The following is a 15,520-nucleotide window of genomic DNA, read 5'->3' as shown; positions in this document are numbered from 1 at the left end:
TGGTATTACTGTTGAAATGGGTTTACTGCCCGCATTTAGCGTGTAATATCGAAATGGAAAAAAGACGAAATACCTTTTCGCATTCAGGACCCACGTATGGCCACAGCAGAACATTTAATCAGCAATAACCTGCCCAGTATCAAACAATTACAATGCTTTCTCGCTGTCGCACATGAACTGAACTTCCGTAAGGCTGCCGAACGCCTACGCATGACTCAACCGCCATTGACGCGTCAGATAAAATGCCTTGAAGCGGTTCTGAAACGTCAGTTGTTCAGCCGCAACACGCATGACGTTAGCCTCACAGAAGCAGGCCGTGCGCTGGTTGTTCAGGCTGAAAAAATACTCAAAGACATCAGTAACCTAAAAGAAGATCCTCTCTCTTCTGAAACGAGCCTGCGTATTGGACTCACACGGACCCTTAATTTTGAATATATTGAACCCGTGAATACCCAGCTTCACAAAATGAACGCGGGAGATGATGTCGAAACGCCGGACCTGACGTCAGCCCAACTGCTGCAAAGCTTGTCTAAAAACATGCTGGATCTGGTGCTGACCGGTGAAAAAGGAACGGGTCATGAAGACATTGTTCAATACCGCTGGGTCTGCCAGGAACCGTTGCTCATCGCAATGCCCTCTTTACACCCTGCCAGCCTGAAAGAGAAAGTCGCGCTGGAGGATATTAGCGATCTTCCCATTTTCTGGTTTTCCAGAAGTGCCAACCCGTCATTTTACGACAAATGCGAAAGCTACTTTGATACGCTGAAAACGCCTCTGAAGCGGATAAAAGAGCCGGATGATACCCTTGTGATGCTAAGCCGTATCGCAAGAGGGAAAGGATTTGCGCTACTGCCTCAGTCGAAATGCACCTTTAATCAGGAAGGACTTTGCTACCGTGAACTCACGGACGCCGAGGCAAAAAGGTTAAACATAGATATCTATGCCGCCACTCGCCTCAATGAAAATAGAAAGGAGATTCTTAACGCACAGAATGTGTTATGCGGGAAAACGGCTTAATGCAGGTAAAACACGCCCTCTTCCGGCAGGAAAAGCTGGTTATAGCGCAGCTGGAAGGCGTTTAGCTCCTGCGGATCGGGCTCCATTTCACGCATAAAACCCAGCGTCAGACGGACCTGCGCGTCCGTGATCGGCGCGGCCAGACGGGCTTTACGCAGCATACGGTGCCAGGCAAGCAAATTCTCTTCACTGCCGTCGACAATGCAGACCTGCCAGATCAGCAGCACCTGCGCCGCGTTTTGCAGATGCGCTTCGTCCGGGCGTTCAAGGTAGCGGATAAACTCATTGCCGGGCGTTTTACCGAACTGATCGATCATCGATTCTACAGGAACCGGGGTGATCCCCAGCCGCTCGCTCAGGCGTTTAATTGCGCGACGTGAATCTGAGGTCAGGACCCGAAATCCCACCACAAACACCACGGCAAGCGTTGCCAGCATTATCCAGACCATGCGTTCTCCTCTACGTCAGCCACTCATCATAGCGGGAAACGCGCGGCGTCGACAGCGGTCAAGGCCATAATAGTACAGTGAAAAAAGGTGGAAAATCGTTATGAGGGCAGCGCCAGGCATGCTGGCGTGTAGTGCGCCGAAGACAGCCCGCGCAGAACGGGCTGCGGGGCTGTTGCTTTAGACCGGTCAGCGTGCCTGCAGCCCTTTCAGCAGCGCGTCATGGAAGCGCTGAGGGTCCTGCATCTGCGGCGCATGGCCCATGTCGTTAAACTCAACCAGCGTCGCATGCGGAATGCGTTTTTCCGTCTCCTTACCCAGTACTGCATAGTTGCCCAGCGTCTTGCGGATCGCCGGCGGGGCGAGGTCTTTCCCGATGGCGGTGTTGTCTTTGGTGCCGATCATCAATAATACCGGCATCTTCAGTTCACCAAATTCGTAGATCACCGGCTGGGTATAAATCATGTCGTAGAGCAGGGCTGAGTTCCAGGCGACACGCGTTTTGCCCGGCCCATTGTTCAGCCCGGCCAGCATCGTCACCCAACGCTCATACTCCGGCTTCCACTCCCCGGCATAGTAAGTATTTTTCTCGTACTGACGAATACCATCGGCGCTGGTTTTAAGTTCACGCTGATACCACTGATCGACCGTAATATGCGGTACGCCGCGGGCTTTCCAGTCTTCTAAACCAATCGGGTTAACCATCACCAGCTGTTCCACTTCCTGTGGCCACATGAGCGCGTAGCGGGTCGCCAGCATGCCGCCGGTCGAGTGCCCAATAACCGTCACGCGATCGACGCCGAGCTGCTTAAGCAACGCGTGGGTGTTATCCGCCAGCTGCTGGAAGGTGTACTGGTAATGCTCGGGTTTGGTGGATTTACAAAAACCAATCTGGTCTGGTGCCACCACGCGGTATCCGCTGGCGGAAAGCGCGCGGATAGTCCCCTCCCACGTTCCGGCGCAGAAGTTTTTACCGTGCATCAGCACCACGGTGCGGCCGTTGGGTTTTTCTGGCTTAACGTCCAGATAGGCCATATCAAGCGGCTGATGTTGCGAGTTAAAGGTGAAATGCTTAACCGGCCAGGCGTAATCAAACCCCTCCAGCTTCTCGCCGTACGTCGGCGCATCCGCCGCCAGGGCGGGGGAGGCAAGCGCCACCAATAGCGCAAGACAGGATAGTCGTCGGTTTACCATGCAAGCTCTCCATAACAAAACGGACAAAAGCCGCGGGGTGCGGCAGCAAAATTAAAATGTAGAGCATTGCAGGGAGCGGGTCTGTAAAGGGGGGTAAAGGTGGGATGTAAAAAAAAGCCCGGCGGTCAACCGGGCAAAGAAGTTACCTGCACACTCAGGCTACTTTTAATTTCTGCATCCGATTTTCACGGCGGATCTTACGTTCTTCCAGCACCGCGACCATCGCCATCAGGACGATACAGCCGATGGCGGCGGCATCCAGCGCGGCAAAGGTGCCCGCCCAGCCGGTGAGGCCGAAAATCGGCGTGCCGTCGGCGATCATACCCAGACCCAGCTTGGCGAAGCTGTCACCGATCAGGTAGGCGAAGGTGCCTTTAATTCCATCGGCAGCGCCGATCGCTTTTTTCGGTACGAAGCCGACTGCTGCCACGCCGATCAGCAGCTGCGGTCCAAACACCAGGAAGCCGAGCGCGAACAGGGACGCCAGGTAAATGTACTGGTTGCTGGCGTGCTGGTAGACGCCGAGCGTGGCGATAATCAGCGCCAGCGCGACGCAGGCTACCAGCGCGCGGCGACCATTGGCGAGGTCCGAGAGCCAGCCCCACAGCAGCGTGCCGACCAGCGCGCCCACTTCGAACAGGGTGAAGCCCTGAATCGCAACTTCTTTGGAGAGCTTCAGCTCCTGGAAGGCATACACGGTGGACCACTGGTCGATACCGATACGCACCACGTACAGGAAGATGTTGGAGAAACAGAGCAGCCAGATCACTTTGTTTTTCAGCACGTACTCAACAAAGATCTGCCATTTGGACATCTCGTTTTCTTCGGTCTCTTTGTCCTCTTCGCTGATCTCCTCGCCGAACAGCTCTTCGGCTTTGCCGAGGCCGTACGATTCCGGTGAGTCGCTGCCGTAGCGCAGGCCAATAAAGCCGACGATCAGGGCGATAATCGACGGGAAGATAAACATGCCGATCACGTGGCCGTCGAACAGGTAGTTTGCGCCGAACAGCGCCACGCCTGCCGCACCCGCCCCGCCGAGGTTGTGGGAGATGTTCCACATGCCGAGGTACGAACCACGCTTGCGGCGAGGGGTCCATTTGGTGATGGTGGAGTAACTGCACGACCCGCCGGTACTCTGGAAGAAACCGCTCAGGGCGTAGAAGGCGATCATCATGAACAGGCTGACGGAGCCCGCGCCCATGCTGGCGCTGAAGCCGAGCATACAGATGGCGGAGAGGATCAGCATAAACGGCAGGAACTGTTTGGTGTTTTTGCCGTCCGCGTAGTAGGAGACGACGGTTTTACCCACGCCGTAAGTGATAGAGAAGCCCAGGCCAATCATCCCCAGCTGCGTCATGCTCAGCCCGTAGGTTGAGATCATGTCATTCTGCGCGATGTTAAAGTTTTTGCGGATCAGGTACATGGTCAGGTAGCCGATAAAGACCACCAGGTAAGACTGCATGAACGGTTTGAACCACATTTTACGCCGCACATCGAGCGGCAGATCCAGGGTCGGTTTGCGCACCTGATTTAAGAAGGCCAGCATGATTGGTTTACTCCTGAGCTGATTTTTGCAGCATTGTAAAAACCAGCCGGGAGCGACGCCTGAGACAGCGTCCAGGTGAAACCAGGAAAATTTCTTAGTTTTGCGCCATTCGGGATGAAAAGGTGAAGCACATCACGCTTCGTGTGCCTCGCGCGGCGCCTGCGCATGCAGGAACGGCAGCAACAGCAGGGCCGAAATTCCTGCCGCGATGGCGATCACGGCGAAGAAACCGCTCCAGTGCCAGACGTCGATCACCCGCGCCAGCGGCCAGCCGGAGAGCGATGCGCCGAGGTAAGCAAACAGCCCGACAAAGCCCGTCGCTGCCCCCGCTGCGTCTTTGTGCGAACACTCCGCCGCCGCCATGCCGATCAGCATCTGTGGACCAAAGACGAAAAAGCCGGTGGTGAAGAAACACGCCGCCTGCATCACGTAGCTGGCAAACGGCATCAGCCATAGCGAACCAACGGAAAGCAAAATCCCGGCGGCGAAGATCAGGTTCATCGGCCCGCGGTTACCGTTGAAGAGCTTATCCGAGCCCCAGCCCGCCACCAGCGCGCCGATAAAGCCGCCCAGCTCGAACATCGTCACCGCCGAGTTGGCGGTCACCAGATCGACGCCCAGGGTTTCGGACATATACAGATTGCCCCAGTCGTTGATCGCCGCACGCACCACGTAGACCAGCACGTAGCAGAGGGAGAGTAACCAGATATAGGGATTTAACAGCACATATTTGGTGAGGATCTCTTTACGCGTCAGCCCTGCACCTTCCTGCTGTTGAGCGACTTCCATCTCGTCGCGCCGCCAGTCGCCTACCGCGGGCAGGCCCACGGTTTGTGGCCTGTCACGCAGTCGCCAGCAAAGAAACAGCCCGGCAACGATCGCCAGCCCGCCGGCAATCATCATTCCCGTGCGCCAGCCGTAGTGCAGCGCCGCCGCCCCGACCACCATCGGAATAAGCGCCCCCCCGACGTTATGCGCCGTGTTCCAGATAGCCCACCAGCCGCCACGCTCGTTGCGCGAGTACCAGGCGGTGAGCAGACGGGCACACACCGGCGCGCCCCATCCCTGGAAAAAGGCGTTCAACGCCCACAACAGCGCAAAGGCCCATAGCGAGGTGGAGAAGCCAAACAGAATGTTCACCACCCCGGTGGCAATGAGTCCAGAGCCCATAAAATAACGGGCATTCGAGCGGTCGCTGACGATACCGGAGAAGAACTTCGACAGGCCGTAGGTGATGTAAAACAGCGTCGCCAGCAGGCCAATATCGGTGCGTGTCATCACCCCGCTGGCGAGGATTTCCGGCGCGGCGGCATTGAAACTTTTGCGGGTAAAGTAAAAAAGCGCATACCCCAGCCAGATGGTGATCAGGATATGGCGACGCCAGTAACGATAGCGGGCGTCAATTTCACGTTTATCGTTTAGCGGGGCGGCATTCGCCGGGGTTTTAAACATGCTGACTCCTCAGCGGTAAACTGACGCTGACGCGCGTGCCGTGGGTGCAGGAGATGGTCAGGGTGCCACCCAACGCCTTGACGCGCTCACGCATGCCCGCCAGGCCAAAACCCAGCTGGCCGGAGCCCGGCGGCAGACCGCAGCCATCATCTTCAATCACCAGCATCAGGCGTTCATCCTGTTGCCATCCCTGCAGCGTTACCGCGCTGGCGCTGGCGTGCTTAACAATATTATTCAGCCCTTCCTGACAGACGCGGAACAGCGTGACGCGCTGACCCTCGCTCAGCAAAGATTCATTGATGCGCCAGTCAAGATGACTGACGATCCCGCGGCTTTCCATCTCCATCTCGCGCATCAGCGACCGTACCGCCTGCTCAAGCGTAAGATCGTCCAGCTGGCGCGGTCGCAGCCTGCCAAGCAGTCGCCGCACCGAGTCATACACGCCAAGAGAGAGCTGTTCGATATGTGCCCCGCCCTGCTTTACGCCGGCGTTTTCGGCCGCCAGACGCTGAACGATGCCTGCCTGAGTGCGAATGGCGGTAATGGTCTGGCCGATGTCATCGTGCAACTCGCGGGCCACCTCCTGCCGGACGCTCTCTTCCGTTTCCAGCAGGCGTTCTGCCAGACGGCGATTACGCGCCAGCTCGGTTTGTAATGAGTGGTTAAGTTCACGCAGGCGCTGAATCCCGGCCCCCAGCAGCAGCCCGGTCAGGCTCTGGGCCAGCAGGGAGAGCAGTAAATCGACGGGGTGATCGTGCCAGGTCTGGCTGGCAATCAGCGCGATAGCGTTCATCAGGGTGGCAATCAGCGCGCCCTGCCAGCCGTAGTGCCACGCAAGGGCAATAATCGGCAACGCCAGGCAAAACGGGGTAAAGCGCGACAGCTCATCGGGCAGGCCAAGCTGCAGCCACAGGCTGATCGCAAACAGCAGCAGATACCAGATAAGATGCCGGGCGCGCCAGTTTACCGGCTGAGAGACCAGCGCCGGTCCGAGCGGCTGCCAGACGGTACTGGTGAGGTAGTGCCAGATAACCAGGCAGGTGGGAGCCAGCGTCAGACCGCCGGTCAGCGTCAGCAGAAGGGCGTTAAGCATCTCCTCCTCGCCTGTCCACGGCAGGGACTGCAACAGCGCGGCGGCAATCAGCGCAGCCCCCTGACGCAGCAGCGTGCGCCAGTCGCGCTGGTGACGATAACGGGAGATCAGCGCCACCGGGATCAGCGTGAGTACGCTGCCCGTCAGCAGTAAAGGCAAGTGCGCCAGCGCCACCTCCTGCGCCAGCCAGACCAGCATCAGCCATTCGGCGCCCAGCAGTACCGGCCAGAAACCGCGCGGACATTGCAGCATCAGCCCCAGACGCAGGCCAAACGGGAAAAGCAGCACCGCCAGCTCCGGGCGTTCAACCAGATGCAGGCTGATGCTCCACAGGCAGAACCAGGCGGCGGAGAAAATGGAAAAACTGGCAGCAACGGCGATCAGCCGTGAAAACAGCGGATTCATTGCCAGCTGTCGAACATGCGGCGCGCCAGTTCAACGTCATTACTGACGCCGAGTTTTTCCATCAGGTTAGCGCGGTGAACGTGAACGGTTTTTGGCGACAGCCCCAGGTCCACGGCAATCTCTTTCACCGACATCCCCTGCGCCAGTTTTTCTGCGACCTGACGTTCGCGTCGGGTGAGTGGGTCTTGTCGCCCTGCCGCCAGCTTGATGGCGATATCCGGCGTCAGGTAGCACCCGCCGGTGGAGACCGTGCGCACGGCAGCGATCAGTTCGTCCGGGCTGCAGCGCTTGGAAAGAAATCCACGTGCGCCTGCGTTCAGTGCCTGCTCAACCAGCGCCGGGCTGTCATGGACCGAGAGCATCACGATCGCCATCCCTTTCGGTAACTGGCTCAGCAGCTCGAGTCCGGAGAGATCCGGCATCGAGATATCGCAGATACAGACCTGGACACCGCGCCCGGGCAAACCTGCCAGCGCCTCGCGACCGGAGCCGAACTCCGCCACCACCTGAAAATCAGGCTCAAGGTTCAGCAGCTGGGCAAATCCGGAGCGGACGATGAGATGGTCGTCGATAAGGGCGATGGTGGTCATGGCGCGTTCCTGGCGGGTTAAAAAACGCGCTTACCTTAACGATAAGCGCGTGGGGGTTCAAGCTTTGCGCTATTTACTCGAAGAACACCGCAATTTTGTTAAACATGGTGGGATCGGACTGGTTGCGCACCACTTTCTCGACATCTTCCAGCTTGTCGATCTGCGCAATCATCTGCTCCAGACGCTGATCGTCATTCACCAGTAGCCAGATGCGGCTGTGCTCGCTGCCCTGAATGGGCAGACAGAGGATACCTTCCACGTTAAACGCGCGGCGGGCAAAAAGCCCACAGACGTGCGTCATCACGCCAGGGTGGTTGCGGACGGTGAGTTCCAGAATGACGTTATCATGTTGTTTCTGCATGGCTTATTCCCCCACCATCTCAGTATTTGCCGCACCTGGCGGCACCATCGGGTACACTTTTTGTTCAGGATCGATACGCACGTGGATCAGCGCCGGACCAGGACGAGAAATCGCCGCCTGCAGCGCCGCATGAGGGTCCGCTTCGGCGTTCAAATCGCAGGTATGCAGGCCAAAACCGGCGGCAATCTGCATAAAGTTAATCGTTCCTGGATAGGTCGCGGCAAACACGCCCTGCGTATAGAACAGACTCTGCTGCTGGTGCACCAGCCCCAGCGCCTGGTTGTTCATCAGGATGATTTTCACGTCTAACTGGTTTTCGGCTGCCGTCGCCATTTCCTGAATGTTCATCATCAGGCTACCGTCACCGGAGAAGCAGATCACCTTGCGATCGGGGTTGGCCAGCGCCGCGCCCACTGCCGCCGGCAGGCCAAAGCCCATGGTCCCCAGCCCACCCGAGGTCAGCCACTGACGCGGACGGTTCAGCGGGTAGGCCTGGGCGGTCCACATCTGGTGCTGGCCCACGTCGGTGGTGATAATCGCGCTGTCATCAACGCAGGCGGCCACGGCGTTAATCAGCCCGTAATGGCTCAGCGGATCCCCCTCGGTTGGGATAGCGCCCGGGAACTCTTTTTGCAGATCGGCAACCAGCTGACGCCAGTCGGCGCGATCGGAAGCGTCCGTTTGCGGAATCAACTGCGCCAGCACCTCGGCAACATCACCCTGAATCGCCACGTGCGGCTGCTTGATTTTACCCAGCTCGGCACGGTCGATATCCACATGAATGATTTTGGCGTTCGGGCAGAACTGCTCGGTCTTGCCAATCGCCCGGTCATCAAAACGTGCACCCAGAACAATCAGCAAATCCGCTTCTTGCAGAATGTAGTTCGTGCTGCGCGCGCCGTGCATCCCCAGCATACCCAGCGACAGCGGGTGCGCTTTTGGCAACATACCCAGCGCCATCAGGGTCATGGTGGTGGGCAGGCTGGCTTTCTCTGCGAGCTGGCGTACCGCGTCGGAGGCATTAATCGCCCCGCCACCCAGATAAAGCACCGGGCGTCTGGCGGCGTTAATCATCGCCGCTGCAGCCTGCACGCTCTCTGCGCTGAACTGCGGCGCTGGCGCACGTTCACCCGGCTCCGGCAGCACGTCAATCTCGATCTCTGCGGTCTGAATATCCTTAGGAATGTCTATCCACACCGGGCCGGGACGGCCGGATTGCGCAATACGAAACGCATCGCTGATAACCTGAGGAAGCTCGGCGATATCGCGAACTAAATAGTTATGTTTAGTGATGGGGATAGAGATGCCGTAGGTATCCACTTCCTGAAACGCATCGGTACCGATCATGGAGGACGGCACCTGGCCGGTGATGCAGATCAGTGGAATTGAGTCCAGGCGCGCGTCAGCGATAGCGGTGACCAGGTTAGTTGCACCCGGGCCACTGCAGGCCATACAGACCGCGGGTTTGCCCTGCGTACGCGCCATGCCCTGAGCGATGAACCCCGCGCCCTGCTCGTGACGCGCCAGAACGTGACGAATCTGCGTGCTTTGGCTTAACGCATCATACAGCGGCAGCACCGTGCCGCCCGGGATCCCCGCAACCGTGGTGATGCCCTGTCGTTCCAGCAAATGAACGATTAACTGCGCGCCCGTGAAACGCGTTTTGGTGGATGTTGTGCCCGAACTTGCCATGCTCCAGTCCTTTTCTTCTGAGCCGACTTTCCGGGGAGGGTCCTTAAACGAAAAACCCCGCCCGGTTTGCGCCGGCGGGGTTTTGGATTCGTGTGTTGATCCAGTCCCTACGGCGCATTGCCGACGACCACCACCACACGCACGACGACCACTGCGGCTGGTTGCGCAGTTGCTAGTAGGGTCGAGGTGAACATGGATGCTGTCATTGGGGACCTGTGTTTGGAATCTATTGATAGAATTTATACAAACACAGCTTTTCGGGCATGACAATGGAAATATTTTCATCTGCGCAAAAATGCGTCGAAGATCACGTTTCGTTTGTTGCGTGCAGAAAACAAAAAACCTCGCCTGAGCGAGGTTTTTTTTCAGAGGTTTTGCGGTTGGTTGCCGCAGAACACACTGTGTTACGTCAACGCAAAAAGTATACGCGATCGAAGACGAACGCGCAATTCAGGCACGGATTTTGACGTTTTTGAGTATGGACCGCCTTCTGAATTTTGTCCAAAAAATACTGTTCATGCATACAGTATTTATCTATACTGAGGGTGTTCGCAGTGAGCGAGGGGGCCGCAGTTCTACCGGCGCAACGAAGTCCTGGCTGAAACGGGTGGTGCCGTCAGTGCCTTAACCCCCTGAAGTGAGCACACTGTGTTACGTCAATCCAGGTGCTGGTCACAGGCGGCGGAAAGGTACGCCAGCATCGTGCTCCTTTTAACCAAAAGGAGACGCGTATGAGCGTAGTGGATATGGTGATACTTATCCTCAAACTCATTGTTGCTGTACTGCAACTACTTGATGCTGTCCTGAAATACCTTCGGTGATTCAGGTTCAAGTCGCACCTGAGAGGGGCGGGCAACCGCCCCTCTTTAATAACGAGGGAATGCTATGTCGCGTCTGTTAATTGAGCCTGTCACGCCAGAAGAACCAGGCTATATCGCCTTAAAGGCCGAAAGTATCGCATCGAATTTCAACATGCTGCGCCGGCTGGAAGAGAACTGGCAGCGCGGTGAAAACCGTTTTAACGCACCGGGCGAAAAGCTGCTGGGCGCCTTTTTGAACGGCAAGCTGGTGGGCGTATGCGGTCTTAACCGCGATCCCTTCAGCCAGCAACCGCGCGCCGGCCGCATTCGTCATCTCTACGTCAGCGAGAAGTGCCGCGGGCTGGGCATTGGTAAGCAGCTTCTGACCGTGGTAATGGCCGATGCCAGCATCTGGTTTGATTTTCTCAATACCCACGCGCCGGACGCTGCATACGGGTTTTATCATCAGGCGGGCTTTACGCTGGTCTCGGATGAACCACGGGTCACACACCGTCTGTTTTGCGCGGTGTGACCGGCTGGCAGCATCAGGTTGTGAATGTTACAGTTGAGTGACAATTCACCGCCAGATACGCCATGACCATTACCGTCTTCTGCATTTTACTGTTCGCCGCGCTGCTGCATGCCAGCTGGAACGCCATTGTTAAAGCCGGTACAGACAAGCTCTATTCAGCAATCAGCGTTAGCGGTTCCGCCGCGTTTATCGCCCTGGTATTACTGCCCTTCTCCCCACAGCCGTCTGCTGCCAGCTGGCCGTTTTTAGGGGGCTCCTGCGCGCTGCAGGTGGTGTACACGGTGCTGGTTGCAAAGACCTACCAGGTCTCCGATATGAGCCAGACCTATCCGCTGATGCGCGGTACGGCACCGCTGCTGGTGGCATTGATAAGCGTGCTGGTGCTGGGAGATAGCCTGTCATGGCTCGCGTGGTCCGGCATCGCCGTGATCTGCCTGTCGATTCTGGCTATGGCCATGAACGGCCGCATGACGTCGCGTAAGGGGGTCTGGCTTGCACTGCTCAATGCCTGCTTTATCGCCGGGTATACGCTGGTCGATGGCACCGGCGTGCGGTTATCAGACACCGCGCTGGGCTATACGCTGTGGACCTTCTTTATGAATGGCTTCTGCCTGCTCTTCTGGGCGATGATGGCACGCCGACGCGAAGCTTCCAGATACCTGCGTACGCACTGGAAAAAAGGGCTGATCGGGGGTATCGGCACCATGGGCTCTTACGGGCTGGCGCTCTGGGCGATGACCCAGGCTCCGCTGGCCGTGGTCGCCGCCCTGCGTGAAACATCCATCCTCTTCGGGGCGCTGATCGCATTTGTGCTGTTAAAAGAGAAGGTTGCGGGCCTGCGTATCGCGGCCGCAGTGGGAATTGCGGGCGGGGCGATCCTGCTGCGCCTGGCATAAATCACTGGCAACATTAGTTGCCGATCTTGTTTACAAATCCTGCCTTTACCCCTTCTGACATTCATCACAGGAATGCTTAATTTGTCATCTCTCTGTGGTAGATTCCTCGCGCATTTATGGGAATGCGTAGTCACTTATTCTTTATTTCTCTCTTTTGGCAAAAGTATTCAGCGACATGAAAAAACACAGGAACGTTAACTTATTGTTGATGCTGGTGTTACTGGTGGCCGTCGGTCAGATGGCGCAAACCATCTACATTCCGGCGATCGCCGATATGGCAAAGGAACTTAACGTCCGCGAGGGCGCAGTACAGAGCGTAATGGCAGCTTATCTGCTGACCTATGGCGTTTCGCAGCTGTTCTATGGACCGCTGTCTGACCGCGTCGGGCGTCGCCCGGTGATTCTGGTGGGTATGTCCATTTTCATGGTGGCGACGGTGATTGCCATTACCACCCATAACCTGACCATATTGATTGCCGCCAGCGCCCTGCAGGGTGTCGGCACCGGCGTCGGAGGGGTGATGGCGCGAACCCTGCCACGCGATCTCTATCAGGGCACCCAGCTCCGCCATGCCAACAGTTTGTTAAATATGGGGATTCTGGTGAGCCCGCTGCTGGCGCCGCTGATTGGTGGCCTGCTCGATACGATGTGGTCCTGGCGTGCCTGCTACGCTTTCCTGCTGGTGCTGTGCGTGATTGTGACCTTCAGCATGGCGCGGTGGATGCCGGAAACCCGGCCAACGGACGCGCCACGCACCCGCCTTATCACCAGCTATAAAACGCTGTTCGGCAACGGTGCGTTTACCTGTTATCTGCTGATGCTGGTTGGTGGCCTGGCGGGTATTGCCGTGTTTGAAGCCTGCTCCGGCGTGCTGCTGGGTGCCGGGCTTGGCCTGAGCAGCATGGTGGTCAGTATCCTGTTTATTCTGCCCATCCCGGCCGCGTTCTTTGGTGCCTGGTTTGCCGGCCGTCAGAACAAGCGTTTCTCAACGCTGATGTGGCAGTCGGTGATCAGCTGCCTGCTGGCAGGTCTGATGATGTGGATCCCGGGGCTGTTTGGCGTGATGACCGTCTGGACGCTGCTGATCCCGGCGGCGCTGTTCTTCTTCGGCGCGGGGATGCTGTTCCCGCTCGCCACCAGCGGCGCAATGGAGCCGTTCCCGTTCCTCGCAGGCACGGCGGGCGCACTGGTGGGGGGACTGCAGAACATCGGTTCCGGCGCGCTGGCCTGGCTTTCGGCGATGATGCCGCAAACTGGCCAGGCTAGTCTGGGTTTGCTGATGACGCTGATGGGGCTGCTGATTTTACTGTGCTGGCTGCCGCTGGCGTCGCGTGTTCCCCATCACGAGCAGCCGGTTTAACCGCATGATGGCCCGGCTTCTCGCCGGGCTTTTCACAAACAGGCGCGATCATGGCCTGCAGCAGCGGCTCTGGCGCAGGACGCCAGGCGCCCTCTTCCCCGTCGTAAAACTGAATATCCGCGTTGATAGCGTAGGGAATGTTGGCCTTTTGCAGTTCGCAGGCCATAAACGAGGCAAACGCCATTTGCGATGCGGTTGGGGTGAAGTGATTTGATTCACCCACGCCCCAGCCGCCCACCCAGCTGACGTGACCGGTTTTTTGCTGCCAGTGCAGCGCGGTCGCAATGCGATTATGGATAGCCGCTTTCTCCGCCGCCGTCCCGGACGTCCACGGATATTTACCGTTACTCTTTAGCGGACCCCACGGGAAAATGTGCCACTCCGCCAGCAGATAATTTTGGCTGTGCGCCGGGAGTTTCAGGCTGGAGAGGTCCTCTGGCGCAGCCCGCAGACGTGGCGCGATGAAGATCATGCGATTAGCATCAATTGCATGAATGTCTTTGACAGTTTTCTCGTAAACCCGGTTAAGCGACGCGGCGTTATGGTTGAGCTTGTCCGCCGGTTCATAAATCAGGTCAAAACCCAGCAGGGGATAGCTTTGGCCGAAGTAGTGCGCCACGGCAATCCACCAGTTAATCACCTCTTTTTCCGTCTCGGCTTTCGGGTCGTTTTTATATTCATCGGCCTGATAAGCGATAATCGGGATCACCCCGTATTGCTCGCAGGCTTCCACCAGCTTACGCAGATGAATCAGCCGCGCCTCCGTCGGTTCATCGGCCACGCGGATACGCACGTGGCTGATACCCTTCGCACGAAAATCGCGAACCACCAGCGGATCGAACTCCCGAATGCCGCGCTCGGTGCGCGCCCAGTCTACGTCCATCCCCACGCCCAGCTTTTGCGCATAAAGCGCAGCCGTCAGCGGGGGCTCAGCGGCAATCACCCAGCCGGAAGAGAACAGTAACGCAGTGGCAATCAAAGGCTTTAACACGGTGTACCTTGCGAGAAATCAAAAGCATTACCTGTATTTAGCACGCTTTTTCACATTTGGTGTAGCGCCAAAGCGTAATAATTCTTCAGCCAGCCAGTTCTCTCAGCCAGCTAATAAAGGCATCAATTTTCGGCCACTGTCGTCCTGGCAGGGTCGACATGTAGTAATGCTGATGGCATTTAAGCGTTTTCTCCCCAAACGGTGCAATCAACTCACCGCGTTCGAGCCGCTTTTGTACCAGCCGTTTTCGCCCCATCGCGACCCCGACATGGTTCATTGCCGCGACAATCGCTAAATCAGAACGATCGAAGCCAATGCCCGATGATGATGGCATGTTCACTGCAAAATGTGCCGCCCAGCTGAGCCATTCGTCGATACCGGAATCGTTACTCCAGGCCTGGCGATCGTGCAGGAGCGTACAGTGGCTGAGGTGGGCGGGATTTTTCAGCAGGTCATGTTCCCGGGCATACGCCGGCGAGCAGACGGGTAAAATCGCCTCGTCCATCAGGAAGTGATGCGTCAAATTGGCTGGCGGCGTATCGTCGAAATAGAGCGCCAGATCGATACCGGTTCGCTGCATATTGACGTTTTCATTGCCGGTCAGGATGGTCAGCGAGATCGCGGGATAACGCCGGGTGAAATCCCCGAGCATAGGCACCAGCCAGCACTGGGCAATCGACGGGCGAGAGTAAACCGTCAACGTGCCGGACAGCGCCTGGTTCTTGATATCCAGGATCTCCTGGTTCAACGTATCCAGCGACGATTTCAGCGTCCAGTAGACGCGTTTCCCCTCCTGCGTCAGCTCCACTTTACGGTGGGAGCGGACAAACAGCGCTATCCCTAACTCCTCTTCCAGCAGGTTGATACGGTGACTCACCGCACTGGGGCTGAGCGACAGCTCCTCCGCCGCCAGCGCGAAGGACTCGTGGCGGGCGGCCACTTCAAACGTATACATTTTTGACAGCTGCCAGCCGTTTAACAGCCGGTTTCGGCCTTCATTTGCGTCATTCATCGCACTTCTCACACGGACTTTTGCTGCTCAGAATACCGCTCAAAGTTGAATTTATGTGAACCAAATACGCATTAAGTGCGCTTTTTTGAGTCCAGTCACGTGTTTGATCCAATCTGGCTCATCTGAAAGGCAA

16 protein-coding genes are annotated in these 15,520 nt (G+C 57.3%); 5 read left to right on the top strand and 11 right to left on the bottom strand.

All coding sequences use genetic code 11. From position 1 onward, the window contains the following. Positions 1 to 96 precede the first annotated feature (96 nt). Complete coding sequence (locus AC2FAP_RS17610; protein WP_449541934.1) at positions 97 to 1,017, top strand: LysR family transcriptional regulator; 921 nt, start codon at positions 97 to 99, stop codon at positions 1,015 to 1,017. Here AC2FAP_RS17610 and AC2FAP_RS17605 read toward each other — a convergent pair. The 9 genes from AC2FAP_RS17605 to ivbL form a co-directional block, all read right to left on the bottom strand. Further along, positions 1,014 to 1,466 carry a DUF1198 domain-containing protein gene (locus tag AC2FAP_RS17605; RefSeq protein WP_014167992.1) on the bottom strand — a complete coding sequence of 151 codons (453 nt, stop codon included), beginning with the start codon at positions 1,464 to 1,466 and terminating at the stop codon, positions 1,014 to 1,016. The genes AC2FAP_RS17610 and AC2FAP_RS17605 overlap by 4 nt on opposite strands. Before the next feature lie 186 nt (positions 1,467 to 1,652). Beyond that, on the bottom strand, positions 1,653 to 2,657 hold the full coding sequence (locus tag AC2FAP_RS17600) for an alpha/beta fold hydrolase (RefSeq protein WP_449541935.1): 1,005 nt from the start codon (positions 2,655 to 2,657) through the stop codon (positions 1,653 to 1,655). Between the two features lie 154 nt (positions 2,658 to 2,811). Continuing rightward, positions 2,812 to 4,203: a hexose-6-phosphate:phosphate antiporter gene (gene uhpT / locus AC2FAP_RS17595; RefSeq protein ID WP_047355947.1), complete on the bottom strand. Its 1,392-nt coding sequence runs from the start codon at positions 4,201 to 4,203 to the stop codon at positions 2,812 to 2,814. 132 nt (positions 4,204 to 4,335) lie between these two features. Then, positions 4,336 to 5,655 (bottom strand): MFS transporter, encoded by a 1,320-nt coding sequence (gene uhpC / locus AC2FAP_RS17590; RefSeq protein WP_032679295.1) that lies wholly within the window; start codon positions 5,653 to 5,655, stop codon positions 4,336 to 4,338. Next, positions 5,648 to 7,153 (bottom strand): signal transduction histidine-protein kinase/phosphatase UhpB, encoded by a 1,506-nt coding sequence (gene uhpB, locus AC2FAP_RS17585; protein WP_063925790.1) that lies wholly within the window; start codon positions 7,151 to 7,153, stop codon positions 5,648 to 5,650. Before uhpB ends, uhpC begins: the two co-directional genes overlap by 8 nt. Further along, the gene (gene uhpA / locus AC2FAP_RS17580; RefSeq protein ID WP_014167987.1) at positions 7,150 to 7,743 is read right to left on the bottom strand and encodes a response regulator transcription factor UhpA; all 594 of its coding nucleotides are present in this window, start codon (positions 7,741 to 7,743) and stop codon (positions 7,150 to 7,152) included. The genes uhpB and uhpA overlap by 4 nt, the downstream gene beginning before the upstream one ends. Positions 7,744 to 7,816: 73 nt before the next feature. Continuing rightward, complete coding sequence (gene ilvN, locus AC2FAP_RS17575) at positions 7,817 to 8,104, bottom strand: acetolactate synthase small subunit (protein ID WP_014167986.1); 288 nt, start codon at positions 8,102 to 8,104, stop codon at positions 7,817 to 7,819. Between the two features lie 3 nt (positions 8,105 to 8,107). After that, positions 8,108 to 9,796: an acetolactate synthase large subunit gene (gene ilvB, locus AC2FAP_RS17570; protein WP_438369415.1), complete on the bottom strand. Its 1,689-nt coding sequence runs from the start codon at positions 9,794 to 9,796 to the stop codon at positions 8,108 to 8,110. Positions 9,797 to 9,903: 107 nt separating this feature from the next. Continuing rightward, a complete protein-coding gene (gene ivbL / locus AC2FAP_RS17565) occupies positions 9,904 to 10,002 on the bottom strand; it encodes an ilvB operon leader peptide IvbL (RefSeq protein ID WP_071605430.1) in 99 nt (32 codons plus the stop codon). A 525-nt stretch (positions 10,003 to 10,527) separates the two neighbouring features. Between ivbL and tisB the strand changes: the two genes are divergently transcribed. The 4 genes from tisB (at position 10,528) to emrD (ending at position 13,384) form a co-directional block, all read left to right on the top strand. Beyond that, a complete protein-coding gene (tisB, locus tag AC2FAP_RS17560; RefSeq protein WP_020684667.1) occupies positions 10,528 to 10,617 on the top strand; it encodes a type I toxin-antitoxin system toxin TisB in 90 nt (29 codons plus the stop codon). Positions 10,618 to 10,681: 64 nt separating this feature from the next. Beyond that, positions 10,682 to 11,128, top strand: a complete 447-nt coding sequence (locus AC2FAP_RS17555) for a GNAT family N-acetyltransferase (RefSeq protein ID WP_014167984.1) — start codon at positions 10,682 to 10,684, stop codon at positions 11,126 to 11,128. Between the two features lie 62 nt (positions 11,129 to 11,190). After that, a complete protein-coding gene (locus AC2FAP_RS17550; protein WP_449541936.1) occupies positions 11,191 to 12,024 on the top strand; it encodes an EamA family transporter in 834 nt (277 codons plus the stop codon). A gap of 175 nt (positions 12,025 to 12,199) precedes the next feature. Then, positions 12,200 to 13,384 carry a multidrug efflux MFS transporter EmrD gene (gene emrD / locus AC2FAP_RS17545; protein ID WP_020882737.1) on the top strand — a complete coding sequence of 395 codons (1,185 nt, stop codon included), beginning with the start codon at positions 12,200 to 12,202 and terminating at the stop codon, positions 13,382 to 13,384. On the opposite strand, the gene AC2FAP_RS17540 is transcribed toward emrD, so the two are convergent. Together AC2FAP_RS17540 and dsdC are read right to left on the bottom strand one after the other, a co-directional pair. Continuing rightward, positions 13,287 to 14,375 carry a cellulase family glycosylhydrolase gene (locus tag AC2FAP_RS17540; protein ID WP_438369414.1) on the bottom strand — a complete coding sequence of 363 codons (1,089 nt, stop codon included), beginning with the start codon at positions 14,373 to 14,375 and terminating at the stop codon, positions 13,287 to 13,289. The genes emrD and AC2FAP_RS17540 overlap by 98 nt on opposite strands. Positions 14,376 to 14,460: 85 nt before the next feature. Next, on the bottom strand, positions 14,461 to 15,387 hold the full coding sequence (dsdC, locus tag AC2FAP_RS17535; protein WP_449541937.1) for a DNA-binding transcriptional regulator DsdC: 927 nt from the start codon (positions 15,385 to 15,387) through the stop codon (positions 14,461 to 14,463). Between the last annotated feature and the right edge of the window lie 133 nt (positions 15,388 to 15,520).

This window comes from Enterobacter cloacae complex sp. 394I7, assembly GCF_057320345.1.
The sequence above is the reverse complement of the archived record's forward strand: the minus strand, read 5'-3'. Positions and strand labels throughout refer to the sequence as shown.